At 72.4% G+C, this 25,388-nt stretch carries 20 protein-coding genes and 1 tRNA gene; 16 read left to right on the top strand and 5 right to left on the bottom strand.

All coding sequences use genetic code 11. The features are described from left to right. The first annotated feature begins 105 nt into the window (after positions 1-105). The 6 genes from ACFVUH_RS04335 to ACFVUH_RS04360 all read left to right on the top strand — a co-directional run bounded on the left by ACFVUH_RS04335 (position 106) and on the right by ACFVUH_RS04360 (position 6,910). On the top strand, positions 106-519 hold the full coding sequence (locus ACFVUH_RS04335) for a hotdog fold thioesterase (protein ID WP_355364853.1): 414 nt from the start codon (positions 106-108) through the stop codon (positions 517-519). A 544-nt stretch (positions 520-1,063) separates the two neighbouring features. Further along, a complete protein-coding gene (locus ACFVUH_RS04340) occupies positions 1,064-2,293 on the top strand; it encodes a branched-chain amino acid ABC transporter substrate-binding protein (RefSeq protein ID WP_355364820.1) in 1,230 nt (409 codons plus the stop codon). Positions 2,294-2,466: 173 nt separating this feature from the next. Next, complete coding sequence (locus ACFVUH_RS04345) at positions 2,467-3,396, top strand: branched-chain amino acid ABC transporter permease (RefSeq protein ID WP_355364823.1); 930 nt, start codon at positions 2,467-2,469, stop codon at positions 3,394-3,396. A 5-nt stretch (positions 3,397-3,401) separates the two neighbouring features. Next, a complete protein-coding gene (locus tag ACFVUH_RS04350; protein WP_355364856.1) occupies positions 3,402-5,333 on the top strand; it encodes a branched-chain amino acid ABC transporter permease in 1,932 nt (643 codons plus the stop codon). A 6-nt stretch (positions 5,334-5,339) separates the two neighbouring features. Next, positions 5,340-6,197 (top strand): ABC transporter ATP-binding protein, encoded by an 858-nt coding sequence (locus ACFVUH_RS04355; protein WP_387911113.1) that lies wholly within the window; start codon positions 5,340-5,342, stop codon positions 6,195-6,197. Then, positions 6,194-6,910 (top strand): ABC transporter ATP-binding protein, encoded by a 717-nt coding sequence (locus ACFVUH_RS04360; RefSeq protein WP_387911115.1) that lies wholly within the window; start codon positions 6,194-6,196, stop codon positions 6,908-6,910. The genes ACFVUH_RS04355 and ACFVUH_RS04360 overlap by 4 nt, the downstream gene beginning before the upstream one ends. Before the next feature lie 51 nt (positions 6,911-6,961). On the opposite strand, the gene ACFVUH_RS04365 is transcribed toward ACFVUH_RS04360, so the two are convergent. Continuing rightward, positions 6,962-7,624, bottom strand: a complete 663-nt coding sequence (locus ACFVUH_RS04365; protein WP_355361559.1) for a response regulator — start codon at positions 7,622-7,624, stop codon at positions 6,962-6,964. A gap of 100 nt (positions 7,625-7,724) precedes the next feature. Between ACFVUH_RS04365 and ACFVUH_RS04370 the strand changes: the two genes are divergently transcribed. After that, positions 7,725-7,798 (top strand) — tRNA-Leu (locus ACFVUH_RS04370). Between the two features lie 120 nt (positions 7,799-7,918). Next, positions 7,919-8,707, top strand: a complete 789-nt coding sequence (locus tag ACFVUH_RS04375) for a helix-turn-helix domain-containing protein (RefSeq protein WP_387911117.1) — start codon at positions 7,919-7,921, stop codon at positions 8,705-8,707. A 122-nt stretch (positions 8,708-8,829) separates the two neighbouring features. Here the strand turns inward: ACFVUH_RS04375 and pyk are convergent, their stop codons facing one another. Then, the gene (pyk, locus tag ACFVUH_RS04380) at positions 8,830-10,260 is read right to left on the bottom strand and encodes a pyruvate kinase (protein WP_387911119.1); all 1,431 of its coding nucleotides are present in this window, start codon (positions 10,258-10,260) and stop codon (positions 8,830-8,832) included. 283 nt (positions 10,261-10,543) lie between these two features. Here pyk and ACFVUH_RS04385 point away from each other — a divergent pair, with 283 nt between their 5' ends. The 3 genes from ACFVUH_RS04385 to ACFVUH_RS04395 all read left to right on the top strand — a co-directional run bounded on the left by ACFVUH_RS04385 (position 10,544) and on the right by ACFVUH_RS04395 (position 14,254). Continuing rightward, on the top strand, positions 10,544-11,668 hold the full coding sequence (locus ACFVUH_RS04385) for a substrate-binding domain-containing protein (RefSeq protein ID WP_387911121.1): 1,125 nt from the start codon (positions 10,544-10,546) through the stop codon (positions 11,666-11,668). Between the two features lie 32 nt (positions 11,669-11,700). Beyond that, a complete protein-coding gene (locus tag ACFVUH_RS04390) occupies positions 11,701-13,344 on the top strand; it encodes a substrate-binding domain-containing protein (RefSeq protein WP_387911122.1) in 1,644 nt (547 codons plus the stop codon). A gap of 664 nt (positions 13,345-14,008) precedes the next feature. Then, on the top strand, positions 14,009-14,254 hold the full coding sequence (locus tag ACFVUH_RS04395) for a hypothetical protein (RefSeq protein ID WP_355361569.1): 246 nt from the start codon (positions 14,009-14,011) through the stop codon (positions 14,252-14,254). 135 nt (positions 14,255-14,389) lie between these two features. On the opposite strand, the gene ACFVUH_RS04400 is transcribed toward ACFVUH_RS04395, so the two are convergent. Further along, complete coding sequence (locus ACFVUH_RS04400) at positions 14,390-17,503, bottom strand: AAA family ATPase (protein ID WP_387911124.1); 3,114 nt, start codon at positions 17,501-17,503, stop codon at positions 14,390-14,392. 615 nt (positions 17,504-18,118) lie between these two features. On the opposite strand from ACFVUH_RS04400, the gene ACFVUH_RS04405 reads away from it, so the two are divergent. The 3 genes from ACFVUH_RS04405 (at position 18,119) to ACFVUH_RS04415 (ending at position 21,453) form a co-directional block, all read left to right on the top strand. Further along, on the top strand, positions 18,119-18,835 hold the full coding sequence (locus tag ACFVUH_RS04405) for a LuxR C-terminal-related transcriptional regulator (RefSeq protein WP_387911334.1): 717 nt from the start codon (positions 18,119-18,121) through the stop codon (positions 18,833-18,835). A gap of 209 nt (positions 18,836-19,044) precedes the next feature. Next, positions 19,045-20,871, top strand: coding sequence for a 5'-nucleotidase C-terminal domain-containing protein (locus ACFVUH_RS04410; RefSeq protein WP_355361573.1), 1,827 nt, complete (start codon positions 19,045-19,047; stop codon positions 20,869-20,871). Between the two features lie 123 nt (positions 20,872-20,994). After that, complete coding sequence (locus ACFVUH_RS04415; protein ID WP_387911126.1) at positions 20,995-21,453, top strand: hypothetical protein; 459 nt, start codon at positions 20,995-20,997, stop codon at positions 21,451-21,453. Here the strand turns inward: ACFVUH_RS04415 and ACFVUH_RS04420 are convergent. After that, positions 21,450-22,421, bottom strand: a complete 972-nt coding sequence (locus ACFVUH_RS04420) for a BtrH N-terminal domain-containing protein (protein WP_387911128.1) — start codon at positions 22,419-22,421, stop codon at positions 21,450-21,452. The two genes, ACFVUH_RS04415 and ACFVUH_RS04420, sit on opposite strands and share 4 nt — an antisense overlap. Then, the gene (locus ACFVUH_RS04425) at positions 22,418-23,257 is read right to left on the bottom strand and encodes a MerR family transcriptional regulator (RefSeq protein WP_387911130.1); all 840 of its coding nucleotides are present in this window, start codon (positions 23,255-23,257) and stop codon (positions 22,418-22,420) included. The genes ACFVUH_RS04420 and ACFVUH_RS04425 overlap by 4 nt, the downstream gene beginning before the upstream one ends. Positions 23,258-23,461: 204 nt before the next feature. On the opposite strand from ACFVUH_RS04425, the gene ACFVUH_RS04430 reads away from it, so the two are divergent. Both ACFVUH_RS04430 and ACFVUH_RS04435 read left to right on the top strand, forming a co-directional pair. Then, positions 23,462-24,388 (top strand): NADP-dependent oxidoreductase, encoded by a 927-nt coding sequence (locus ACFVUH_RS04430; RefSeq protein ID WP_387911131.1) that lies wholly within the window; start codon positions 23,462-23,464, stop codon positions 24,386-24,388. Positions 24,389-24,429: 41 nt separating this feature from the next. Further along, positions 24,430-25,359, top strand: coding sequence for an AraC family transcriptional regulator (locus ACFVUH_RS04435; protein ID WP_387911133.1), 930 nt, complete (start codon positions 24,430-24,432; stop codon positions 25,357-25,359). Positions 25,360-25,388: the final 29 nt, after the last annotated feature.

The following is a 25,388-nucleotide window of genomic DNA, read 5'->3' on the forward strand; positions in this document are numbered from 1 at the left end:
GACCCGGCCACCGACCCGGCCACCGCCACCGCCACCTCCGGCGCGGCGCCCGGCGCGACCCCCGACGGCGGCGTCCAGGCCCCCTTCCTCGACGTCTCGCCGGAGATGCTGGAGCACTTCGCCCGGCTCGGCGTGGACCCGGCCGCCTTCTCCGGCGGGCGGCTCGGCGAGAAGCTGGGCATCCGGATCGTCGAGGCCTCCGGCGACCGGGTGGTCGGCACCATGCCGGTGGACGGCAACCAGCAGCCGTACGGCCTGCTGCACGGCGGCGCCTCGGCGGCGCTGGCCGAGACGCTGGGCTCGGTCGGCGCGATGCTGCACGCCGGCCCGGGCCGGTACGCGGTGGGCGTGGACCTGAACGCCACCCACCACCGCTCGGCCACCTCCGGCCTGGTCACCGGTGTGGCGACCGCGGTCTTCAAGGGCCGCACGGCCGCCACCTACGAGATCGCGATCACCGACGACACCGGCAAGCGGGTCACCAGCTGCCGCCTCACCTGCATGCTGCGCGACCTCTGAGCCGATTCTTCGTCAAATCCCTTGCCCGCCCCCTTGTTTGACCTTCGACCGCCCTGGGCAGTCGTTGGTCTGGACAAGGGGGCGGTGTCATGTCCAGGCATTTTCGCCGATGTAACACTGCGTAACAAGTAGGACATCCAAGCAACTCAGAGTTTCGGGGGCCGAAACAGAGAACAGCAGTCCGCCGGACCCGCCTCTGTCCGATATTCGAACATCCATGCCCGCCACCAGCACCATGAACACCACTGTCCGATTACCGGCGAGGCCAGGAGTCACCTGCCCTTCTACGCCTTACATAGGGCGAGTTGAGAACAGAACCCCTGGCAGCGAAGGATCGGTCGAACCAGAACGACCACATAGTGAGACGGCTTCTCTGTGTGCTCATAACAAGAGAATCACAGCCTCGCCGCATCACTGCCCGAGCCGCCGACCGACATCTAGAGTCACGGCCAGTCACCGCGCCATCCGGAATGGGCCAGACCCATCGCGCATCCAGGCTCCCGCCGTTCAGGCGCGGCGCCCTCCTGAACCGAAGGGGACCCTCGTGCGTCATCGTTCAGCAGTTGTCGTGAGCATTGCCGTGATCGGCGCCCTCACCCTCACCGCATGCGGCTCCCGCGACGACAAGAAGTCCGGGGACGACGCCAAGGGCAAGGAGACCACCGTCTTCATCGGCGTCGACGCCCCGCTCACCGGCGACCTCTCCGCCCTCGGCCTCGGCATCCGCAACTCCGTGGACCTCGCGATCCGGCAGGCCAACGAGAAGCACGAGGTCCCTGGCATCAAGTTCGAGCTCAAGGCCCTCGACGACACCGGCAAGCCCGGCCCCGGCCAGCAGAACGCCACCCAGCTGGTCGGCGACAAGGACGTCATCGGCGTCGTCGGCCCGCTCAACTCCAGTGTCGCGCAGTCGATGCAGCAGATCTTCAACGACGCCAAGCTCGTCCAGATCTCCCCCGCCAACACCGGCGTCGCCCTCAGCCAGGGCGAGAAGTGGGCCAGCGGCGTCAAGGCCCGCCCGTTCGAGACCTACTTCCGCACCGCCACCACCGACGCCGTCCAGGGCCCCTTCGCCGCCGACTACCTGGTCAAGGACGCCAAGAAGACCAAGGTCTTCATCATCGACGACCAGAAGACCTACGGCGCCGGCCTCGCCGCCACCTTCAAGGGCCAGTTCCTCAAGAACGGCGGCCAGATCGCCGGCGAGGAGCACGTCAACCCCGACGACCGCGACTTCGCCGCCGTCGTCACCAAGGTCAAGTCCTCCGGCGCCGACGCCGTCTACTACGGCGGCGAGTACCCCGCGGCCGGCCCGCTCTCCCTCCAGCTCAAGGACGCCGGCGTCACCGTCCCGCTGATGGGCGGCGACGGCATCCAGAGCGGCGACTTCATCAAGCTCAACCCCAAGGGCCAGGGCGACCTCGCCACCGCCGTCGGCCTGCCCGTCGAACAGCTGCCCACCGCGGCCAAGTTCATCGCCGACTACAAGGCCGCCGGCTTCAAGGACGCCTACGAGACCTACGGCGGCTACTCCTACGACAGCGCCTGGGCCATCATCCAGGGCGTCAAGGCCGTCGCCGCCGCCAACAAGGACAAGCTCCCCGCCGACGCCCGCGCCGCCGTCGTCAAGGCCGTCCAGAAGGTCTCCTTCGAAGGCGTCACCGGCAAGGTCTCCTTCGACGAGTTCGGCGACACCACCAACAAGCAGCTCACCGTCTACACCGTCAAGGACGGCAAGTGGGCCGTGGAGAAGTCCGGCACCTTCGCCGGCTGACCCCCCAGCGGCTGAACCCCAGCGACTGAACCCCGACGGCGCCGACCCGACCCGACGCCACGTCAGGCGCACCACAGCACACCGGAGTTGAACGCGCGGGGGCACCACGAGTGCCCCCGCGCACCCGCATCCACCACCCACGGACACCCCACACGCACAACGGAGGCCCAGCGGTGCACGACCTACCGCAGCAGCTGGCCAACGGCCTGATCCTCGGCGCCCTCTACGGGCTCGTCGCGATCGGCTACACGATGGTCTACGGCATCGTCCAGCTCATCAACTTCGCCCACGGCGAGATCGTCATGGTCGGCGGCTTCGGCGCCCTGACCGCCTACCTCGCCCTCCCCGGCGGCACCACCCTGTGGCTGGCCCTACCGCTGATGCTGGTCGCCGGCATCCTGGTCTCCACCCTCACCGCCGTCGCCGCCGAACGCTTCGCCTACCGGCCCCTGCGCACGGCACCACGGCTCGCCCCGCTGATCACCGCGATCGGCCTGTCCATCACACTGCAGCAGCTGGTCTTCGCCTTCTACCCCGACGCCAAGAAGGCCCGGGTCTTCCCGAAGATCCCCGGCGACCCCTTCGAGATCGGCTCCGTCGCCATCCAGCGCAGCGACCTCTTCCTGATCATCGCCGCCCCCCTCTGCATGATCGCCCTCGGCTGGTTCGTCACCCGCACCCGCTCCGGCCGCGCCATGCAGGCCACCAGCCAGGACCCCGACACCGCCAAGCTCATGGGCATCGACACCGACCGGATCATCGTCATGGCCTTCGCCATCGGCGCCGCCTTCGCCGCCGTCGCCGCCGTCGCCTACGGCCTGCGCAGCGGCCAGGTCGACTTCCGGATGGGCTTCCTGCTCGGCCTCAAGGCCTTCACCGCCGCCGTCCTCGGCGGCATCGGCAACATCTACGGCGCCATGCTCGGCGGCATCACCCTCGGCCTCGCCGAGGCCCTCGCCACCGGCTACATCCAGCACCTGCCCGGCATGCACCTCTTCGGAGGCGGCGCCTGGAAGGACGTCTGGGCGTTCGTACTCCTCATCGTCGTCCTGCTCGTCCGGCCCCAGGGCCTGCTCGGCGAGCGCGTCGCGGACAGGGCGTGAGCACCATGACCACCACCAGCACCGAAACCACCCCGGTCATCCCCCTCCCCGGCCGCACCGCCGCCCTGCTCACCGGCGCCGGCGCCCTCGCCGTCACCGGCTCCGCCCTGACGGCCTGGACCTGGACCTCCGACTACCCCGGCGACCTCACCTACTACGGCTCCCCCGCCGGCCTCCAGTGGCTCGCCCTCACCGCCGGACTGATCACCCTCCTGCTGCTGCTCGCCACCCAGGGCGTGCCCGGCCTGCGCTGGGCCGCCCCCCGGCACAGCCACAACGCCGTCCTGTTCGCCGCCACCGGCGCCCTCGCCGTCGGCTGGTTCTCCGCCCTGTCCATCGCGAGCGACCTCGGCGGCCTCGCCAACCTCGAACCCGGCGGCTGGGTCCTCGCCGCCGGCTCCCTGCTCGCCGTCACCGGCGCCCTCGGGCTGCCGCTCGACCGCCGCACCGCCGTCCCGCTGCGCATCCTCGACCGACGGCTCTTCCTGCTCGTCCCGATCGCCCCCGCCGTCTGGTTCGCCACCCACGCGATCCCCGACGACAAGCCGGTCGCGCCCGTCCTCACCGCGCTCGCGGGCGGCCTCGCCCTCGCCGCCGGCGCCGTGCTGCTCGTCCAGCTCGGCCTCCTCGCCAACACCTGGCTGCGGCTCGGCACCGTCCAGCGCCCGCTGCCCGCCCCCCGCGAACTGCCCTCCTGGGCCGAGGTCGGCCTCATCGTCGCCGCCTTCGCCGCCGGCCTGTTCGCCATCACCTTCGGCATCGACACCGAGTACGGCGAACTCTTCACCGGCTACCTGCTGCTCGCCGCCTCCGTGGTCGCCGCACTCGGCCGCTCCGGCCTGCTCGCCCGGCTGCGCGCGCTGACCGTCAAGTACCAGACCGTCACCACCGGCGCCGCCTTCGCCGCCGCCGCCAGCTTCCCCTTCACCCAGACCAGCGACCAGTACACCTCGGTCGCCACCAACATCCTGATCTTCGCCACCGTCGCCCTCGGCCTGAACATCGTCGTCGGCCTCGCCGGCCTGCTCGACCTCGGCTACGTCGCCTTCCTCGGCGTCGGCGCCTACAGCGCCGCCCTGGTCTCCGGCTCCCCCGCCTCGCCGATCCACGTCCAGTTCCCGTTCTGGGCCGCCGTGCTCACCGGCGCCGTCGTCTCCATGGTCTTCGGCGTCGTCATCGGCGCCCCCACCCTGCGACTGCGCGGCGACTACCTCGCCATCGTCACCCTCGGCTTCGGCGAGATCTTCCGCATCACCATGCTCAACCTCAACGGCACCACCGGCCCCAAGATCACCAACGGCTCCAACGGCATCCCCCGGATCCCCGACCTCCAGATCCTCGGCTGGGACCTCGGCAAGCCCACCACGGTCTTCGGCGTCGAACTCGGCCGGTTCTCCAACTACTACCTGCTGATGCTGCTCGTCACCGCCCTCGTCGTGCTGGTCTTCGCCCGGGTCGGCAACTCCCGCATCGGCCGCGCCTGGGTCGCCATCCGCGAGGACGAGACCGCCGCCGAGGCCATGGGCATCAACGGCTTCCGCCTCAAGCTCCTCGCCTTCGCCCTCGGCGCCTGCCTCGCCGGCCTCGCCGGCACCGTCCAGGCGCACGTGAGCTACACCGTCACCCCCGACCAGTACACCTTCGCCGAAGCCCTCCCGCCCAACTCCGCCTTCCTGCTCGCCGCCGTCATCCTCGGCGGCATGGGCACCATCAGCGGCCCGCTGGCCGGCGCCACTCTCCTCTTCCTCATCCCGAAGAAGCTGGAATTCCTCGCCGACTACCAGCTGCTCGCCTTCGGCATCGCCCTCATCGTCCTCATGCGCGTCCGCCCCGAGGGCCTCATCCCCAACCGGCGCCGGCAGCTGGAGTTCCACGAGGCCGCCATCCCCGCGCAGCCCACCGGCGACGGCGTCGCCCTCACCAAGGCAGGGGCGTGACCCCCGATGACCACCACCAACGCCCCCGCACCCGCCGCCCCCTCGGCCGGCACCGACGGCCCCCTGCTCGACGTCTCCGGCGTCACCATGCGCTTCGGCGGCCTCACCGCCGTCAACGACGTCTCGCTCACCGTCGGCCGCGGCGAGATCATCGGCCTGATCGGCCCCAACGGCGCCGGCAAGACCACCTTCTTCAACTGCCTCACCGGCCTCTACGTCCCCACCGAGGGCACCGTCACCTACCAGGGCACCGTCCTGCCGCCCAAACCCCACCTCGTCACCCAGGCCGGCATCGCCCGCACCTTCCAGAACATCCGGCTCTTCGCCAACATGACCGTCCTGGAGAACGTCCAGGTCGGCCGGCACAGCCGGATACGCCAGGGCCTGCTCTCCGCCGTCCTGCGCGGCCGCGGCTTCCACCGCTCCGAGGCCGAGAGCCGCGACAAGGCCATGGAACTCCTGGAGTTCACCGGCCTCGCCGGCAAAGCCGACCACCTCGCCCGCAACCTCCCCTACGGCGAGCAGCGCAAGCTGGAGATCGCCCGCGCCCTCGCCTCCGACCCCGGCCTGCTGCTGCTCGACGAGCCCACCGCCGGCATGAACCCGCAGGAGACCCGCGCCGCCGAGGAACTCGTCTTCGCCATCCGCGACCGGGGCGTCTCCGTCCTCGTCATCGAGCACGACATGCGGTTCATCTTCAACCTCTGCGACCGCACCGCCGTGCTCGTCCAGGGCCGGAAGATCGTCGAGGGCGACCGCGAGACCGTCCAGAACGACGAACGCGTCATCACCGCCTACCTCGGCGCCCCGCTCGAAGGCGCCCCGCTCGAAGGCACCGCCCCCGTTACGGAGACCGACCAGTGACCGCACTCCTCGAGGTCCAGGACCTCCGCGTCGCCTACGGCAAGATCGAGGCCGTCAAGGGCATCAGCTTCACCGTCAACCAGGGCGAGGTCACCACCCTGATCGGCACCAACGGCGCCGGCAAGACCACCACCCTGCGCACCCTCTCCGGCCTGCTCAAGCCCACCGCCGGCAGCATCACCTTCGACGGGCAGGACCTCACCGCCGTCCCCGCCCACAAGATCGTCGCCCTCGGCCTCGCCCACTCCCCCGAGGGCAGGCACATCTTCCCGCGCATGACCATCGAGGAGAACCTCCTCCTCGGCGCCTTCCTGCGCAGCGACACCGACGCCGTCACCAAGGACGTCGAACGCGCCTACGGCCTCTTCCCCATCCTCGGCGAACGCCGCAAGCAGGCCGCCGGCACGCTCTCCGGCGGCGAGCAGCAGATGCTCGCCATGGGACGGGCCCTGATGTCCCGGCCCAAGCTGCTGATGCTCGACGAGCCCTCGATGGGCCTCTCTCCGCTGATGATGCAGAAGATCATGGCGACCATCGTCGAACTCAAGGCCGACGGCACCACCATCCTGCTGGTCGAACAGAACGCCCAGGCCGCGCTCTCCCTCTCCGACCGCGGCTACGTCATGGAGACCGGCACCATCGTCCTCCAGGGCACCGGCGCCGACCTGCTGCACGACGAGTCGGTGCGCAAGGCCTACCTCGGCGAGGACTGACCCCGCCACGACGAAGGGCCCGGCACGCGTGTGCCGGGCCCTTCCCCATCGCTACTCCGCCGAACCCTCGGCCTCCTCGGCCTTCTTCCGGTCCTGCGCGGCGCCCTCCTCGATGACCGCCTCGGCCACCGCCGCCATCGTCATCCGGCGGTCCATCGACGTCTTCTGGATCCACCGGAACGCGGCCGGCTCGTTCAGCCCGAACTTGGTCTGCAGCACGCTCTTCGCGCGGTCCACCAGCTTCCGGGTCTCCAGCCGCTGGGTGAGATCCGCGATCTCCTCCTCCAGCGTCCGCATCTCCGTGTACCGGGACACCGCCATCTCGATCGCGGGCACCAGGTCGCTCTTGGAGAACGGCTTGACGATGTACGCCATCGCCCCCGCGTCCCGCGCCCGGTCCACCAGCTCCCGCTGCGAGAACGCGGTCAGCATCAGCACCGGCGCCAGGTGCTGCTCATGGATCTGCTCGGCCGCGGACAACCCGTCCAGCACCGGCATCTTCACGTCCAGGATCGCCAGATCCGGCTTCAGCTCCTGCACCAACCGGACCGCCGTGGCTCCGTCCCCGGCCTCCCCGACGACGGTGTACCCCTCCTCCTCCAGCATCTCCTTCAGATCGAGACGGATCAGCGCCTCGTCCTCGGCGATCACAATCCGGGTGATCTGGGGCGAATCGGTCTCAAGCGGCTCAGCCTGCTCGTCGGCGGTGCTCACGGGGCTCCTCGTTCCGGCGGGGTACTGCATGCACGAGGGTACCCAGACACGGTATGTTTGAGTTCAAGCAGGGTCGGGGGCAACCTTCGAATCTGTGGATGCCCCGGTAGCCCAGAGGTTAGAGGCAATGGTCTCAAACACCATCCAGCGTGGGTTCGAATCCCACCCGGGGTACTTTTCCTTCGATTCGAAAGCCACTTAGGGCAACCTAATAGTTGGCGATCTTCATTCGTTCGGGTGGAAACCATTCCGTTCGCCCGCACGTTCGGCTCAGGGGATTCGAAGATCACCCGTATGGCCGTTCGATCCACTCGCGAAGAAGCCGTCCACCTTCTGCGCCAGGGCATCCGCAACTGCGAAGTCGCCCGCCGCCTCGGAGTCCCCTCGGGCACCATCGGGGCCTGGAAGCACCATGATCTCGCCAGGCGCGGCAAGCTCCCCGGCCGCAAGCGCTCCGCCTGCGTGCACTGCCACGGCGACCGGCTGGACCGCCCCGCCTACGCCTATCTCCTGGGCCTCTACCTCGGGGACGGCTACATCCTCCTGCCCAACGAATGCCGCAGCACCCAGAGTCTTCAGATCACGTGCGACGAGAAGTGGCCGGGCATCATCGACTCCGCCGAGCAGGCCATGCGCCAGGTGCTCCCGAACAACACGCCCTGCCGGGTCCGACGCACCGGCTGCCGCGACGTCAAGGTCTACTCGAATCACCTGACCTGCTACTTCCCCCAGCACGGCCCCGGCAGGAAGCACGAGCGCACCATAGCCCTGGAGCCCTGGCAGCAGGAGATCGTCGACGCCCACCCCTGGGAGTTCCTGCGCGGCCTGATCCACTCCGACGGCTGCCGGATCACCAACTGGACGACCCGCACCGTCGGCGGCGTCCAGAAGCGCTACGAGTACCCGCGCTACTTCTTCACCAACACCTCGACCGACATCATCCGCCTCTTCACCGACACGCTCGACGCCGTCGGCGTGCAGTGGAAGGCCTCGGTCCCCCGGCCGACCGGCCAGGTCAACGTCTCCGTCGCCCGCAAGGAGTCCGTGGCGTTGATGGACGCCCACATCGGCCCCAAGTACTGACTTCTCAGCCCGCCCGGTCCAGGGGCTCCAATTCCACGGTGAGGCGCATGCCGAGGGCCGAGGCGAGGGCGGCATTCCCCGACACGGGGGATGCCGCCCTCGCACAAGCACTCCGGGGTCGGTCAGTCGTCCAGGGTGCCGACGTGGTGGACGCGGACGAGGTTGGTGGAGCCGGCGAGGCCGGGCGGGGAGCCCGCGGTGATGACGACGATGTCGCCCTTGCGGCAGCGGCCGAGGGAGAGCAGGGCGGCGTCGACCTGCTCGACCATCTCGTCGGTGGTGGGGGCGAAGGGGCCGAGGAAGGTCTCCACGCCCCAGGTGAGGGCGAGTTGGCTGCGGACGGCCGGTTCGTAGGTGAAGGCGAGGACAGGGATCGGCGAGCGGTAGCGGGCCAGCCGGCGGGCGGTGTCGCCGGACTGGGTGAAGGCGACCAGGTACTTGGCGTGCAGGAAGTCGCCGATCTCCGCGGCCGCCCGGGCGACGGCGCCGCCCTGGGTGCGGGGCTTGTTGCTCGGGGTGAGCGGGGACAGCCCGTCGGCGAGGATGTCCTGCTCGGCGGCCTCGATGATCCGCCCCATCGTGCGGACCGTCTCGGACGGGTACTTCCCGACCGAGGTCTCGCCGGAGAGCATCACCGCGTCGGTGCCGTCGAGGACGGCGTTGGCGACGTCGGAGGCCTCGGCGCGGGTGGGCCGGGAGGAGTTGATCATCGAGTCGAGCATCTGGGTCGCCACGATGACCGGCTTGGCGTTCCGCCGGGCGAGCGCGACGGCCCGCTTCTGGACCATCGGCACCTCCTCCAGCGGCATCTCGACGCCCAGGTCGCCGCGGGCCACCATGATGCCGTCGAAGCGGTCGACGATGGAGTCGAGGTTCTGCACCGCCTGCGGCTTCTCGATCTTGGCGATGACCGGGACCCGGCGCCCCTCCTCGTCCATCACCCGGTGGACGTCCTCGACGTCCCGCCCGGTGCGGACGAAGGAGAGCGCGACCAGGTCGACCCCGGCCCGCAGGGCCCAGCGCAGGTCGGCGACGTCCTTCTCGCTGAGCGCGGGCACCGAGACGGCGACCCCGGGGAGGTTGAGGCCCTTGTGGTCGGAGACCAGGCCGCCCTCGACGACGACGCAGCGGACCCGCGGTCCGGCCACCTCGACGACCTCCAGGGTGACCCGCCCGTCGTCGACGAGGATCAGCTCGCCGACGGTGACGTCCCCGGCGAGGCCGGGGTAGGTGGTGCCGCAGCCGTTCTGGTCTCCGTCGACGCCATTGTCGGTGGAGATGGTGAACTCGTCGCCGCGTTCGAGAAGTACCGGACCCTCGGCGAAGGTGCCGAGGCGGATCTTCGGGCCTTGAAGGTCGGCCAGCACGCCGACGCTGCGGCCGGTCTCGTCCGCGGCCTTGCGGACCCGGCGGTAGCGCTCCTCGTGCTCGGTGTGGGAGCCGTGGCTCAGATTCAATCGGGCGATGTCCATCCCGGCATCGACCAGGGACTTGATCTGGTCGTAGGTGTCGGTGGCGGGCCCGAGGGTACAGACGATTTTTGCTCGGCGCATACTGCTGAGAGTAGGCATTACCGGCGCGTAACGACGATGCGGGTCCGGACAACGGGATGGCCGTTGCCGTAAGGAGAGTTGAACAATCTGACACAACGTCGGACCGACGTACGAGAGGTTCCCCGGAGTCGTCCGCACCCGTTCCCTGATGCCAACCCGTGAAGGTGTGTTCACCTCTGGTTCATCGCCACTTCCGCCGCCGCACGTGGCGCGGCGGGACGCTCTTCACCCCGGTACGATGCCGGGCTCCGGAAGTGGTTCCAACGAGGGGGAAGCGTCCGGTATGAGGCGTGGTGCGTGGTTCGGGGCCGCGATGGCGCTGCTGGTGGTCGGCGGCCTGGTGTTCACGGTCCTGCAAATGCTCAAGCCCGACAACGACGATCCGCCGCCCATCGCCAAGATCACCGGCGTGGTCGGGTCGGAGAAGACCGCGTTCTTCCAGGACCCCGAGGTCAAGGCCGCGCTGGCCAAGCAGGGGCTGGACGTCAGCGTGGCCAGCGCGGGCTCCTGGCAGATGACCGACGTCAAGAAGGGGTCGGCGGACTTCGTCTTCCCCGCCAGCCAGCTGCCGGCCGACGAGATCGCGCAGAAGAACGGGGTGTCCGGGACCCTGGCCCGGCCGTTCTACTCGCCGCTGGTGATCGTCACGCACGCGGACGTCGCCAACGTCCTCAAGGAGAACAAGCTGGCGCAGCAGGATCCGAAGTCCAACGTCTGGACGTTCTCGATGGCGGAGTTCCTCAAGGCGGTCGGCGCCGGGCAGAGGTGGGACCAGCTCAACGCGGCCAACCGGCCCGGTTCCCTCAGTGGGGACATCTTCCTGGCCACCACGAATCCCGAGACCTCCTCGTCCGGCACGCTCTACATCGCGATGGTCGCCTACCTGCTGAACAACGAGCACGTGGTGACGGACGACGCGACCGTGGCCGCCATCGGGCCGGCGCTGAGGAACGCGATCAACAAGCAGGGGAGCATGAAGAACTCCACGGAGGAGCCGTTCAACGACTTCGTCTCCAACACCGGCCATCCGCTGGTGCTCGCGTACGAGTCCCAGGCGCTCGACCTGACCCTGAACCACGGCGCGCCGCCGGACATGGTGATGCTCTACCCCGACACCACCATCTTCTCGGACCACACGCTCGTCTGGTTCACCGACAACGGGCAGCGGCTCGGCAAGGTCCTGACCGATGACCCGAGGCTGCGGGAGCTGGAGGTCAAGTACGGCTTCCGGCCCTCGGGCGGCGTGGCCGCCACGGAGGAGTTCGCGGCGAAGGTGCGCGGTCTCGGCACCACGCAGGGCAACCCCCGGTTCGCGTTCGCGCCGGATCTGGGGGCGGCGCAGATCCATCCGGCCCGCGTGCCGACGCCGGAGGTCATGAAGAGCCTGGTCCAGGCCGCGAAGAAGTGATGACGGGGGACATGGGGACGGGAGCAGGAACGATGCGCAAGAGCGGTGTTCGGGGCCTGGCCGTCGGGCTGGCCCTGCTGGTGGCGACGGTGACGGCGTGCACGTCCGGGCCCGGGTCGACGACGACCCCGACGGGGCCGAGCAACCCGCCGGCGCCGAGCGCGCAGCCGGGGGTGCTGCGGGTGCTCGCCGGCAGTGAGCTGCAGGACATGGCGCCGGTGCTGGAGGAGGCCCAGAAGGCCACCGGGGTGAATGTGCAGTTCGCCTGGACGGGTTCGCTGGACGGCGCGGACGCGGTGTCCTCGGGCAAGGCGGACGGCAAGTACGACGCGATCTGGTTCCCGTCGAACCAGTATCTGCACCTGGACGAGGGGAGCAGGTCGAAGCTGCTCTCCGAGACTCCGGTCATGGTCTCCCCGGTCGCCTTCGGCATCCGTTCCTCGGTGCTCAACGACCTGTCGTGGGGCGATGGTTCGAAGGTGACCTGGGGCAACCTGGCGGAGGCCGCGGCGTCGGGGAAGCTGTCGTACGGGATGGCAGACCCGTCGCGGTCCAACTCGGGCTTCTCCGCGCTGGTCTCGGTCGCCTCGGCGTTCTCGGGGGCGACGTCCGCGCTGACCGAGGCGGATGTGCAGAAGGCGGCGCCGCAGCTGAAGCAGTTCTTCGCCGGGCAGAAGCTCACCTCGGGGTCGTCCGGCTGGCTGGCCCAGGCGTACAGCCGGGTGGAGCAGGGGTCGGTCGGGGCGCTGGTGAACTACGAGTCGGTGCTGCTGTCGTTGAACAAGCAGTTGCCCGCCCAGCAGCAGCTCACCGTGGTCCGCCCGACGGACGGCGTGATCTCGGCGAACTATCCGTTGACCCTGCTGAGTTCGGCGCAGCAGCGGGAGCGGGAGTCGTTCCAGCGGCTCACCGCCTACCTGCTGAAGGAGGACGTGCAGAAGCGGATCTCGGAGCTGACGCTGCGCCGGCCGGTCGCGCCCGGGACGACCCCGGCGGCGGGCCTGCCGACGGAGCGGTTGCACGAGCTGCCGTTCCCGGGCACCCGGGCGGTGGCGGACGGGTTGCTGTCCTCGTACCAGAACGAGCTGCGGCGGCCGTCGCGGACGGTGTACGTGCTGGACACCTCGGGGTCGATGGACGGGGCCCGGCTGGCGTCGCTGAAGTCGGCGATGGGCCGGCTGACGGGTGCCGACGACGCCCGGGGGGTGCGGCGGTTCCGGGACCGCGAGGAGGTCACGCTGATCTCGTTCGCGGAGAAGGTGAAGTCGACGAAGACGCACTCGGTGCCGCCCGGATCGGACTCCCAGAAGGAGTTGAAGGCGATCGACGGGGACGTCCAGGCGCTGTCGGCGAGCGGTGGTACGGCGGTGTACTCGTCGTTGGAGGCGGCGTACCAGGTGATCGAGCGCCAGCAGTCGGCGGCCAAGGACGACCGCTTCACGTCGATCGTGCTGATGACGGACGGGGAGAGCAACGAGGGGGCGACGGACCAGGAGTTCCGGACCTACTACGGCGGGCTCTCGCCGGCGCAGCGGTCGGTGCCGGTGTTCCCGATCCTGTTCGGTGACGCGGCGAAGGGCCAGTTGCAGGGGATCGCGGACCTGACCGGCGGCAAGTTGTTCGACGGGACGGGTTCGCTGGACGGGGCGTTCGAGGAGATTCGTGGCTACCAGTAACGGTGGTGGCGTGAGCGGTGGGACCGGCGGGCCTGGTGGGCCCGCCGGTTCCGGCGGTTCCGGCGGGCCCGGTGGTTCCGGCGGTTCCGGCGGGCCCGGTGGTTCCGGCGGTTCCGGCGGGCCCGGTGGTTCCGATGGCCGGGTCCGGACGTACCTGAACTCCACCCGCTACTCCGTCGCCGGTGGAGCGGGTGTGGCCACGGGGACGGCCGCCTACTTCCTGCAGGCTCCGCCGGCGATGTGGCTGCTGATAGCGGCGGGGTCGTACCTCGCGACGGTGTTCCTGTGGCCGAAGGATCCCGGCGACGACCGGTCCGCGCGGCGCGGGGGCGGGGGCGGTGGGGGCGGGAACGGCTCCGCGGGTGGCTCGGACACGGACACGGACACGGGCTCGCAGACCGGCTCGGACCGCGGGTCCGGGGGCGGGTCCGGGCCGGGCCCGAGGCTCGGCACCTCCCCGTCGCCGTCCGAGCCCGACCGGCGCGGCCTCGGTCCCGCGCTGTCGTCGGAGGTGGCGGGGCACTCCGTCGCGGCGAGTCCGCCGGGTCGCCTGCACGGTCGCTCCGCGCCGCTGAGGGCCCCGGCCGCGGCGGCGTCGGAGGCTCCGTCGACGGCTCGGGCGGCGGCCCCGCCTGCGCCGCGGATCTGGCCGCAGTTGGAGGAGTTGGCGGCGTTCGTCGGCTCGGCGCCGCTGCCGCCGGCGGCGAACGTGCCGGGTCTGCTGGTGCGCTTGCGCACGGCCGGGCCGGGGCCGACCACGGAGCCGATCGTCCGCCGTCGGCTGCCGCTGGCGGTGGACGGCTACCTGCGGGCGCTCACCTGGCAGCCGTGGGTGCCGGACGGGGCGGACCCGGCGGCCGAACTGGCCCGCGCGGTGGACGAGATGGCCGCCCTGGTCCCGGCGTCCTGACCAGAGCCCCACGGCCGGCCCCGGCCCGCACGCCCCGGGGCCGGCCGCCCGCGTTCCGGCCGCCGTCGGCCCCCTGGCCCCACCGGCACCGCCCCGTGCCGCCGCCGACGCTCCCCTGTCAGGCCGCCAGAGCGGTCAGGCCTCCAGGGCGCCGGACAGTTCGAGGCGGCGGCGCACGCCCAGTTTGCGGAAGCTGTTGGTGAGGTGGGTCTCGACCGTGCGGACCGCCAGGTGGAGCATGGCGGCGATCTCGGCGTTGGAGTGCCCGGCGGCGGCGAGGCGGCAGATGCGCAGTTCGCTGTCGGTGAGCGCCTCCGCGCCGGCGTGGTCGGCGCGGCCGATGCGGGCGCCGGAGGCGCGCAGCGACTCCAGGGCGGCGGCGCGGTGGCGGACGGCGCCGAGGCGTTCGGCGCGGCCGGCGGCCTCGCGCAGGGCGCGGCGGGCGGCGCCGCGCCGTCCGCCGTCGCCGAGCAGGCGGCCGTGGGTGATGAGGGCGGGGATGAGTTCGGTGTCGGTCTCGGCCTCGCGCAGCAGGTGGACGGCTTCGGTGGCGAGGTCGAGACCGTGGCGTCCGCCGGTGGCGGCGGCGAGGGAGCGCAGGGCGCGGCCGACGACGCGGGGGGTGCCCCAGACGCGGGCGAGCCGCAGTTCGTCCTCGGCGAGGGCGACGGCGGGTCCGGGTTCGCCGAGTTGGAGGTGGCATTCGGCGGCGACGGAGCGCCAGGGGGTGACGATGGGGCTGTGGACCTGGCGTTCGCTTTGGCGGCGGCCGCATTCGAGCAGGTCGGCGAGGGCTTCGGCGGGTTCGCCGGAGGCCAGCCGGAGCAGGCCGCGGGCGTAGAGGTACTCGTTCCATTCCCAGGAGTCCTGGGCGCGGTCGGCGGCGACGGCGCGGGCGAGGCCGTGGGCCTGCCAGAGGCGGCCGGTCTCGACGAGGGCGATGACGCTCTGGGCGACGAGGTGGGCGTTCTGCTGGCCGAGGAGTTCGGCGTAGCGGCCGGGGGTGGTGTCCTCGGTGGCGGGGTGGGGTGCGGGGGCCCACCAGGAGGGGCCGGGGGCGGCGTCGGGGAGGCCGGGGGCGTCCCAGGAGCGCGGCCGGGGCAGTCCGGACGGTCCCCAGGGGGTGGCCTGGCGGAGTGCGGGGACGGGTGCCGCGACGGAGGCCGCGGGGGTGGAGCCGGGGGCGGTGAGGGCGTAGTCGTCGAGCAGGGCCTGGTACTCGCCGCGCATGATCCTGGTCTCGGCGCGGACGCTGAGCAGGCACTGGTAGCCGGGGTCGAGGGGGCCGCCGCGGTAGCAGGCGAAGCCGCGGGCGACGATCTCGTCGGCCTGGTCGAGGAGGTCGGCCCACTGGGAGAGGGTGGCGAGGGAGACCAGCAGGTAGGAGCGGCAGAGCGGGTCGACGGGGGCGGCGTCGAGTTCCTGGATGCGTGCGGCGACCTCGGTGGCGGAGAGCAGGCCGCTGGTGGCGTCGAACTCGGTGAGCAGGGCGAAGGCGGGTGGGGCGAGGCGTTGGGGGGTGCGGGTGGCGAGGCGCTGGACGCCTTCGACGACCTGGAGCCAGCTGCGGCCGTCGTGGGCGGCGATCTGGGCGGTGGCGGCCTGGACGGCGTGGAGGACGTCCTCCTGGTCGACGAAGCGGTGGGCGAGTTCGTCCATGAGTTCGAGGGCGGCGGCGGTGTCGCCGCGGGTGGCAAGGACGGCGCCGAGGGTGTTGGCGGCGCGGAAGACGCCTTCGTCGGTCTGCTGGAGGTGGACGGCCTCGGCGAGGTGGCGCAGGCCGACGGTGCGTTCGGCGGGGCCGAGGGTGACTTCGAGGCTGCCGAGTTCGGTGAGCAGCAGGCCGCGCTGGCGGTCGCTGAGGGGTTCGGCGAGGACGCGGCGCAGCAGGGCGGCGGCGTCGGCGGGGTGGTCGGCCTCGGCGGCCTTGCGGGCGGCGCGGCGCAGGGTGTCGGCGGCCCAGCGGGGGGTGGGGGCGGGGGTGAGCAGCAGGTGGCCGGCGACGGTTTCGTCGGGGGCGCCGGTGCGGTGGAGGTGTTCGGCGGCGGCGAGGTGGACTTCGGCGCGGTGGCCGGGGGCGTGTCCGGTGAGGACGGCGTCGGCGAGCAGGGGGTGGGCGAAGCGGGGCCAGTGGCCGGGGCCGGGGGTTTCGAGGTGGCGGTGGAGGGTGAGGTGGGCGAGCCAGCCGGCGAGTCGGCCGGGGTCGGCGGCGGTGAGTTCGGCGATCAGCGGGACGGGGTCGAGGTGCGGGGTTCCGGGGGCGGGGGTGGTGTCGGCGGCGGGGTGTTCGCGCATCCGGGCGAGGACGCGGGCGGCGGTGACGGCCTGGGGGCCGGCGCCGTGCAGCCAGGTGTCGACGGCTTCGGCGAAGGCGCCGCCGGGCAGGGCGCCGCAGCGTTCGGGCAGGACGGCGGGCAGGACGGTGGCGCCGTCGCCGTCGGCCGGGTCCGCCGGGTCCGCCTCGCCCGCCGCGAGGTCGGTGAGCAGCGCGGTGAGCAGCAGCGGGTTGCCGCCGCTGGCGCGGGCGCAGTCGGCGGCGAGCCCGGGGGGCGTGCCGGGTCCGAGGCGCTGCCGGGCGATCCGGACGGCGGCGGGGGTGCCGAGCGGGGCGAGCCGCAGGGTGGTGGCGAGGTCGGGGGTGAGGTCGCGGGCGAAGCGGTCGGGCGGGGTGTCGAGGGTGGCCTGCCGGTGTTCGGTGACGATCAGCAGGGCGGGGAGCCGGTCGATGCGGCGGGCGACCTGGCGCAGCCAGCGGCGGGAGGGCTCGTCGGCGAGGTGGATGTCGTCGACGGCGAGTACCAGCGGGTGGTGGCTGCCGTGCAGGCGGAGCAGGGACCAGAGGGTGGCCTCGGCGGTGTCGGCGTCGCCGTCGGCACCGGCGGGCGTGAACGCGCGCGCGGGCGTGAATGCGGGCGCAGACGCGGGCACGGGCGCGGGCCCGGACCGCGGCGCGCTCCGGGCGGTGTGGTCGTAGGGGCCGGTGGGCGTGGGGCCGGTGTCGAAGAGCTGGCGGGCGGCCGCGTAGGGGGTGGCGGTCTCCTCGACGGAGCAGCGGGCGCGCAGCACGGCGGTGCCGTCGACGGCGGCGCGGCGGGCGGCCTCGGTGAGCAGCGCGGTGCGGCCGGTGCCGGTGGCGCCGGTGATCAGCAGCAGGTGGCCGGTGCCGCGGCGGGCGGCCTCGGCCCGGTCCGCGATCAGCCTGAGCTGTGGTTCGCGTTCCGCGAGGTGGGTGGACGTGATGGCACTCATCCCCGGTTGCTCCTCTCTCGCCTTCTGCCCTTCCCGGCCTTCCGCCGGTGACCGGACGGGCAGCATCCGCCGTTGTACCGGGAAAACGGCTTGACGTGCTAACCACGCGTTACCGGTGAGTCCGGTTCTCACCGTGAGGCGGCGGATCCGCCCGACCGGCCGCCGAGCCGCACAACGGCCCGGAGGGACACCCTCCACTTGCCGTGCGGGCACCGTCGCCGTCCCTCTGACCACCGCCGGAGCCCGAACCGTTGCCCCCGCCGATCGGCGGGGACTGCCCGGCGGGCCCGATCTCGTGGTGGACCACGATGGCCGGGAGGCTGCCCCGGCGGGAAGCATGGTGGCAGTTTCCGGGGCACGGGCAGCGCTCCCGGATCGCCGTCGAAACGGCCGGCCGTCCCGGGTGGGGCGCAACGTCCCGAGGTTCGGGGTCTACCGGGTGGCCGGGCCGGCTTCTCCAGGAGGGGGCCAGATTTGACTGTTCTGCACACCGAGTACGACCGCCGTGGTCCGGCGGTGCGGGCTTCGGCGTCCGCCACGCGTACGGTGCCACCGCAGCGCCCGGTGGCGTCCCGCGGGGTCGCCGTGGCCGGGCACGCGTCGGGTGCGACCGCGGTGGCGGCCACCCCTTCCCAGGCGTCCGCCGCCGGGCCGGTCCGCGCTCCGGCGGGGGCGGCCCGGCCGGTGGCCGGCGCGGCGGCCCGTACCTCGACGGTGCCGGTCGCCGTCCAGGCCGCCGATCCGCTCTCCCGGGCGGGGGCGGAGGCGCAGCTGCGCCGCTTCCCCGGGGTCGCGGTGGTGGACCCGTCGGGGACCGCCGCGCCGGGCACGGTCACCGTGCTGGTCGCCGAGTCGGCCGACGCGGCCGCCACGGCGGCCCTGCGGCGGCTGGTGCGCGGGGCCGGCCAGCGGGTGGTGCTGGTGGTCGAGCGGCTGCGCGAGACCGAGTTGATGGAGGCCGTCGAGTGCGGGGTGGCGGCGATCCTGTGGCGCCGGGAGGCGACGCCGGAGCGGCTGGGCCGGGCGGTGCTGGCCGCCGCCCGGGGCGACGGCGACCTGCCGGCGGATCTGCAGGGCCGGCTGATCGCCCAGGTGGGCCGGCTGCAGCGGTCCGTGCAGGGCATGCCGGGGCAGGCTCCGGCGGGTCTGTCGGAGCGTGAGTCGGACGTGCTGCGGCTGGTCGCGGAGGGGTGGGACACCGGGGAGATCGCGGCCCGGCTGTCGTACTCGGAACGGACCGTCAAGAACGTGCTGCACGGTCTGACCACCCGCCTGCAGTTGCGCAACCGGGCGCACGCGGTCGCCCACGCGGTCCGCGAGGGCTACATCTAGATCGGCCCCTTTCGGGGCACGTCGGGCGGGCAGGTGCGGCATGCGGCACCTGCCCGCCCGCGTCATGAACGAGTCGCCAAGATCTCACCTGTTGGAAAGGTCCGGGGGCTATCCATCGGCCTGGCCGCACGGCACACTGCTACGCGCGTACTTCTACGCGCGTCACTGTTGACGGTCCGTTCGCAGTCCCCACCCGGGAGAGTCGTCCAATGTCCTTGAACCGCCGTGACTTCGTCACCCGGTCCGCCGCCACCGCCGCCGGCGCCGCCCTCGCGAGCAGCGCCGCCCTCGCCGCCGCCACCCCCGCCGCGGCGGCCGGACCGGACGAGGCCCGCGCCAAGGGCCGGACCAAGCGCCAGGCCTTCACCGTGATGGGCACCACCGACCTGCACGGCCGGGTGCTCAACTGGGACTACTTCACCGACGCGGTCTACGCCGACAAGGCGCACAACGAGGTCGGCCTCGCCAAGATCTCCACGCTCGCCAAGCAGGTGCGCGAGGAGAAGGGCTGGGACCGCTGCCTGCTCATCGACGCCGGTGACACCATCCAGGGCACCCAGCTGACGTACTACTACGCCCGGATCGAGCCGATCGCCACCGAGGCCGACACCGCGCCCGAGCACCCGATGGCGCTCGCCATGAACACCATGGAGTACACCGCCGCCGCGCTCGGCAACCACGAGTTCAACTACGGCATCGACACCCTGCGCGCCTACGAGGAGCAGCTGGACTTCCCGCTGCTGGGCGCCAACGCGCTGAACGCCCGCAACGACAAGCCGGCCTTCCCGCCGTACGTGATCCGCAAGCTGAAGCTGGACAACGGCCCGGCCCTGAAGGTCGGCATCGTCGGCCTGACCAACCCGGGCATCGCAATCTGGGACAAGGCCAACGTCGCCGGCAGGATGACCTTCCCGGGCATCGTCGAGACCGCGAAGACCTGGGTGCCCAAGGTCCGGGCCGCCGGCGCGGACGTCGTCGTGGTCGCCTGCCACTCCGGCATGGACGAGGCCACCTCCTACGGCGACCAGCTGCCCTGGGCGGAGAACGCCTCGGTGGCGCTGGCCGAGCAGGTGCCGGGCATCGACGCCGTCCTGGTGGGCCACGCGCACAAGGAGATCGCGCAGCGCCTGGTCGTCAACAAGCAGACCGGCAGGACGGTCGTGCTCTCCGAGCCGCTCTGCTGGGGCCAGCGCCTGACCTGCTTCGACTTCGAGGTCGAGTTCGACAAGGGCGCGTGGAAGGTCGTCTCGCTCTCCTCCCGGGTGCTGAACTCCAACACCGTCCCGGAGGACCCGGAGATCGTCGGCCTGATGACCGAGCAGCACAAGAAGGTCGTCGCCTACGTCAACCAGGTCATCGGCACCTCCAGGATCGAGCTGTCCATCGCCGACGCCCCGTTCAAGGACACCCCGATCATCGACCTCATCGGCAGGGTCCAGGCCGACGTGGTGCGCGCCGCGCTGGCCGGCGGCCAGTACGCCAAGCTGCCGGTGCTCGCCCAGGCCGCGCCGTTCAACCGCACCGCGGTGATCCCGTCCGGCCAGGTCAAGCTGCGCGACGCGGCCGGCCTGTACATCTACGAGAACACCCTGGAGGCCCGCATCCTGACGGGCGCCCAGATCAAGGACTACCTGGAGTTCTCGGCGAAGTACTACGCCCAGCTCGCCCCGGACGCGCCGGTCGACCGGGCCACCCTGACCAACGCGCAGAACACCCCGGACTACAACTACGACGCGGTGTACGGCGTCTCGTACGACATCGACATCGCCCAGCCGGTCGGCTCGCGGATCGTCAACCTCTCCTTCGAGGGCAAGCCGATCGACCCGAACGCCCAGTTCGTCCTCGCGGTCAACAACTACCGCGCCAACGGCGGCGGCAACTTCCCGCACATCGCGGCCGCGCAGAAGCTGTGGGCCAACTCGGACGAGATCCGCAACGCGATGATCGCCTGGGTGAAGGAGAAGGGCGTCATCGACCCGGCGGACTTCTTCAGCGAGTCCTGGCGCCTGGTCCGGGCCGGCCGGCCGGTCTTCTGACCGAACCGCCCCTCAGCGGCATCGGCCGGCCCCGGGGTCCACACCCCGGGGCCGGTCCCCTTCCCGCCCCCTTCCCGTCCCCTTCCGGCTCTCTTCCGGCTCTCTTCCGGCTAGCCTGACGGCATGCGGACCATCGCCGCCTGGCCCCTGGACGGAACTCCCCCGCCGGACGTGCCGGCCGAGTTCCACGACGCCTGCGCCCGGGTCGGCCGGGACCTGCGGCACCTGCCCGCCGGCGACCGGCTCCCGGCCGGCGTCCGCTGGGAGCTCTCCGAGGACCACTACAGCGGCTTCCTGCTCGGCCTGGGGTCCGACCGGGGCATGCTGTTCACCCAGGACACGGACCCCTACCTCCCGCCCGGCCCGCTCACCGCGTACGTCGCCGAGCGGGTGCAGGACCACCTGACCGGCCACGAGTTCGTCCAGTGGCCCGCCTGTCCCGGCCACACCCACCCGCTGGTGGCCGCCGCGGCCGGGGCGCAGGCCTGGTGGCACTGCCGACGCTCCGGAGACCTCCTCGTCCGGATCGGCGAGCTGGCCACCGGCCGCCGAGACCCCCGGGGCGTGTCGGGAACCGCCTAGCGCAGGGCGGCCAGCTCCCCCATCGCCTCGCGTTCGATCCGCGCCAGGTCCTCCAGCAGCCGCCCGGCCCGCTCCAGCGGCGCCGCGTCCCCGGACTCCCCGGCCGCGGCGACCAGTGCGGCCACCTCGGTCCAGCCCGCCGCGGCCTCGGTGTACCGCTCGTGGGCGGTCCGCACCCGGGTGCCCCCGAGCAGTTCGGCGCACTCGCCGAGGAAGTCCCGGTAGAGGTTGCGGAACAGCGCGCCGCCGGTCCCGGCCAGCTCCATCATCAGCGCGGCCTGCGGCAGTTGGCGCGCGGGCTGCTCGGCCCGGGCCAGCCAGCCCGGCACGGCGGCGGCGGCCTTCGCGATGCCGCGGTGCCCGAGGTTGGCGATCGGCGGGTGCAGGAACGCCCTCGCGCAGTCGGCCATCGCCGGGGCCAGCAGGCCCCGCAGGTCCGGGAGTTCGCCGCGCGGGGCGAGCGTGAAGGAGCGGTGGCGGGCGGTCATCGGGCCGCGTTCGGCGCGCGCCGCCGCGAGCGAGGCCAGGCTGGTGGTGACCGAGCCGCCCTGCTGCGCGGTGTCCACCAGGTGCGCGCGGTCGGCGTCGTAGCCCTCCATCGCGACCATGTGCCCGCCGAAGTGCACCCGGGAGGTGAAGTACTCCAGGTGGTAGCTGTCCAGCTGGAGCCCGACCGGGTGACCGGCGTCCAGCTCGACGGCCACGTTCTGCCAGGCCCGGCGGGCCGACCCGGTCTCCCGGACCTCCAGCTCCAGCCCGAGCCTGGCGGCCAGGGCGCGGGTCAGCTCGAAGGGCTTGACCCGGCCGCCGAGGAACGGGAAGTCCAGGCCCTTGCCGTCCCAGTAGACGAACGACAGCCCGGCCCCGAGCCCGAACAGCATCGGCTCGGACAGTTCGACGCCCTGGTGGCGCAGCAGCACGTCCAGCGTCGTCGTCTCGCAGTGCTCGCCCGCCCGCGGCCTCGTCACGCCGTCTCCTCCGTCCGCTCCTCGACCCGGACCACCAGCCGGGTCGTCCACTCCTCCGCAGGGGCCTCCCCCGGCCCGACCAGGTACGCCTCCCGCACCGGCGCCAGCGGCCGCAGCCCGCGCTCGTGCACGGCGGCCATCAACGCGTGGTAGGCGAGCGGAAGTTGGGTGTACGGGCCGTGGTGGACCGTCTCGACCGTCGGCCCGCCGGGCAGCACCTCCCGCTCCAGCCCGTCCGGCAGCGCGTCCGCCTCCTCCGCGCTCTGCGCGCCGACCGCGATCCGCATGCCGTCCGCGAGGTCCAGCGGGAACAGCCCCCACAGCGGGGGCCGCCACGGCGTGCCGTCCAGCGCCGCCAGGAGCCGGCCGACACTCCCGCCGATCCGTTCCGCCAGCTCGCCCGGCCCGGCCACCGCCCGGACGACGGCCAGCCGGCGCCGCGGCTCCCGTCCGAGGGTGATCTCGTACCCGGGCAGTCCGCCGCCGTCGGCGAGGCGTTCCAGCAGCTCCAGGCGGGCACGGTCACGGGTGATCCGCTCGGCGACCCGGTCGCGTTCGGCGCGCAGCAGCCGGGCCCGCTCCGGTTCGGCGGACGCCAGGGTCGCGGCGATCACCGGGAGCGGCACGTCGAGTTCGCGCAGCAGGGCGACGGTGAGCGCGTCGCGGGCCTGCCCGGGGGCGTAGTAGCGGTAGCCGGTGGCGGGGTCGACCCGGGCCGGTGGCAGCAGGCCGGTGTCGTCGTAGTGGCGGAGCTGTTTGACGCTCAGCCGGCAGAGGCGGGCGAAGCGCCCGATGGTGAGGAGGCCGTCCCGCAGGACGTCGTCTGGGTCTCGCACGGGCCCATCGTGGACCCTCCCGCCGTGGGAGGGTCCATTCCGGTCGGGGCGTCCGGCACGGTCCGGGCGTCCGGGACGGCCGGCGGGCGAGACGTTGGGACATCTTCCCGAGACAGCGGGATATTCAGCCGCGCGCGGGGCCTGCCTACCGTTGATCACGTCACCGAGAGTCCCCCTTGTGAAGTTCCGAGAAGGAGCAGTCCCATGCGCGCAGTCGTCCAGCAGACCGTCGGCGGCCCGGAGGTCCTGGAGGTCGTCGAGACCGACCGGCCCGCCCCGCTCAGCGCCGAGGTGCTCGTCCGCGTCCACGCCGCCGGCGTCAACCCGGTGGACGCGGCGGTCCGTTCCGGGATGTACCCGCTGCTCGGCGAGCCGCCGTTCGGGGTCGGCTGGGACATCTCCGGCGTGGTCGAGGAGGCCGCGCCGGGCGCCCGTTTCAAGGTCGGCGACGAGGTGTTCGGGATGCCGTTCTTCCCGCGCGCCGCCACCGGCTACGCCGAGTACGTCGCGGTGCCCTCCCGTCAGGTGGCCCGCAAGCCCGCCTCGCTGGACCACGTGCAGGCCGCCGCCCTGCCGCTGGCCGCGCTGACCGCCTGGCAGGGCCTGGTGGACGCGGCGGGTCTGGCCGAGGGGCAGCGGGTGCTGATCCACCGGGCGGCGGGCGGCGTCGGCCACCTGGCCGTGCAGATCGCCAAGGCGCGCGGCGCGCACGTGATCGCCCTGGCGAGCGAGGCGAAGCACGAGTTCGTGCGCTCGCTGGGCGCCGACGAGGTGCTCGACTACCGCGAGGAGGGGTTCCTGGAGCGGGTCGGCCAGGTGGACGTGGTGTTCGACTCCTCCTCGCAGGGCACCGCCTCGCTGGCGGTGCTGCCCGAGGGCGGTGTGCTGGTTTCGATCATGGAGCACTGGAACACCGCGCTGGCCGCCGAGGTCGAGGCCGCCGGGCGGCGGTTCGCGGGCGTCTCGGTGGAGCCGGACTACGCCTCGCTGGAGGCCATCGCCCGGCTGGTGGACGAGGGCCGGATCCGTCCGCACATCGCCGAGACCTTCCCGCTGGAGGAGGCCGGCAAGGCGCACGAGCTGATCGCCACCGGCCGCACCCAGGGCAAGATCGTGCTGACCGTCGGCTGAGTAGGGTTTCCCGGGGACGGCGTGGCGACCAGGGAGGGCACGTGGACATCCTGACCGAGGCACTGAGCTCGATGCGTACGGGGCAGCCCACCTCCGTCCGCACCGAGGGGCAGGCCCCGTGGGGGCTTCGGCTGCCCCCGGTCGCCGGCGCCGGGTTCCACGTGGTGCTGTACGGGACGTGCTGGCTGGTGCCGCTGGAGGAGGAGGCCGCGCCGATCGCGCTCAGCCCGGGGGACGTGGTGTTCCTGCGCGACGGCCGCGGCCACATCCTCACCGACCGGCCCGGTACCCCCATCACCCCCGAGCAGGCCTCGGACTACCGGCCGTCCCTGCCGATCGGCACCGTGTCGATCGGCGGGGACGGGCCGCGCACCAGCCTGCTGTGCGGCAACTACCACCTCGACCAGGCCCGCCCGCACCCACTGGTGCGCCAACTGCCGGCGATCGTCCACCTGCAGACCCGCCACGGCCGGCACCCGGAGCTGAGCGCGGCCGTCCAGCTGCTCGGCGCCGAACTGGAGAACCCGCGGATCGGGTCGACCGGCATCGTCCCGGCGCTGATCGACTCGCTGCTGCTGTACATCCTGCGGGCGTGGTTCGAGGAGCAGCCGCCCGCCACCGCGGCCGGCTGGGCGGCGGCGCTCGGCGACTCGGCGGTGGCTCCGGCGCTCACCGCGATCCACGAGGCGCCGTCCACGGCCTGGACGGTGGAGTCGCTCGCCGCCCGGGCCGGGCTCTCCCGGGCGGCGTTCGCCCGACGGTTCACCACGCTGGTCGGCGAGCCGCCGATGGCGTACCTGACCCGCTGGCGGATGACCACGGCGGCCCGGCTGCTGCGCGAGTCGGAGGCTCCGCTCACCACCGTCGCCGCACGGACCGGCTACGGCTCGGAGTACGCCTTCGCCAAGGCGTTCAAGCGGGAGTTCGGCCTCGCCCCCGGCGGCTACCGCCGCGAGTCCCGGGCCGCCTGAGCACCCGCCGCGTCCGCACGTGCTCCGGC

Source organism: Kitasatospora sp. NPDC058032 (assembly GCF_042885845.1).
In the GTDB taxonomy this organism is placed as follows: domain Bacteria; phylum Actinomycetota; class Actinomycetes; order Streptomycetales; family Streptomycetaceae; genus Kitasatospora.

Excerpts from the sequence above, each read along its gene's own strand:
- ACFVUH_RS04355 (WP_387911113.1), top strand. The coding sequence starts at position 5,340 with ATGACCACCACCAACGCCCCCGCACCCGCCGCCCCCTCGGCCGGCACC.
- pyk (WP_387911119.1), bottom strand. The coding sequence starts at position 10,260 with ATGCGCCGAGCAAAAATCGTCTGTACCCTCGGGCCCGCCACCGACACC.
- ACFVUH_RS04375 (WP_387911117.1), top strand. The coding sequence starts at position 7,919 with ATGGCCGTTCGATCCACTCGCGAAGAAGCCGTCCACCTTCTGCGCCAG.
- ACFVUH_RS04415 (WP_387911126.1), top strand. The coding sequence starts at position 20,995 with ATGCGGACCATCGCCGCCTGGCCCCTGGACGGAACTCCCCCGCCGGAC.
- ACFVUH_RS04390 (WP_387911122.1), top strand. The coding sequence starts at position 11,701 with ATGCGCAAGAGCGGTGTTCGGGGCCTGGCCGTCGGGCTGGCCCTGCTG.
- ACFVUH_RS04400 (WP_387911124.1), bottom strand. The coding sequence starts at position 17,503 with ATGAGTGCCATCACGTCCACCCACCTCGCGGAACGCGAACCACAGCTC.
- ACFVUH_RS04335 (WP_355364853.1), top strand. The coding sequence starts at position 106 with ATGCTGGAGCACTTCGCCCGGCTCGGCGTGGACCCGGCCGCCTTCTCC.
- ACFVUH_RS04410 (WP_355361573.1), top strand. The coding sequence starts at position 19,045 with ATGTCCTTGAACCGCCGTGACTTCGTCACCCGGTCCGCCGCCACCGCC.
- ACFVUH_RS04430 (WP_387911131.1), top strand. The coding sequence starts at position 23,462 with ATGCGCGCAGTCGTCCAGCAGACCGTCGGCGGCCCGGAGGTCCTGGAG.
- ACFVUH_RS04385 (WP_387911121.1), top strand. The coding sequence starts at position 10,544 with ATGAGGCGTGGTGCGTGGTTCGGGGCCGCGATGGCGCTGCTGGTGGTC.
- ACFVUH_RS04350 (WP_355364856.1), top strand. The coding sequence starts at position 3,402 with ATGACCACCACCAGCACCGAAACCACCCCGGTCATCCCCCTCCCCGGC.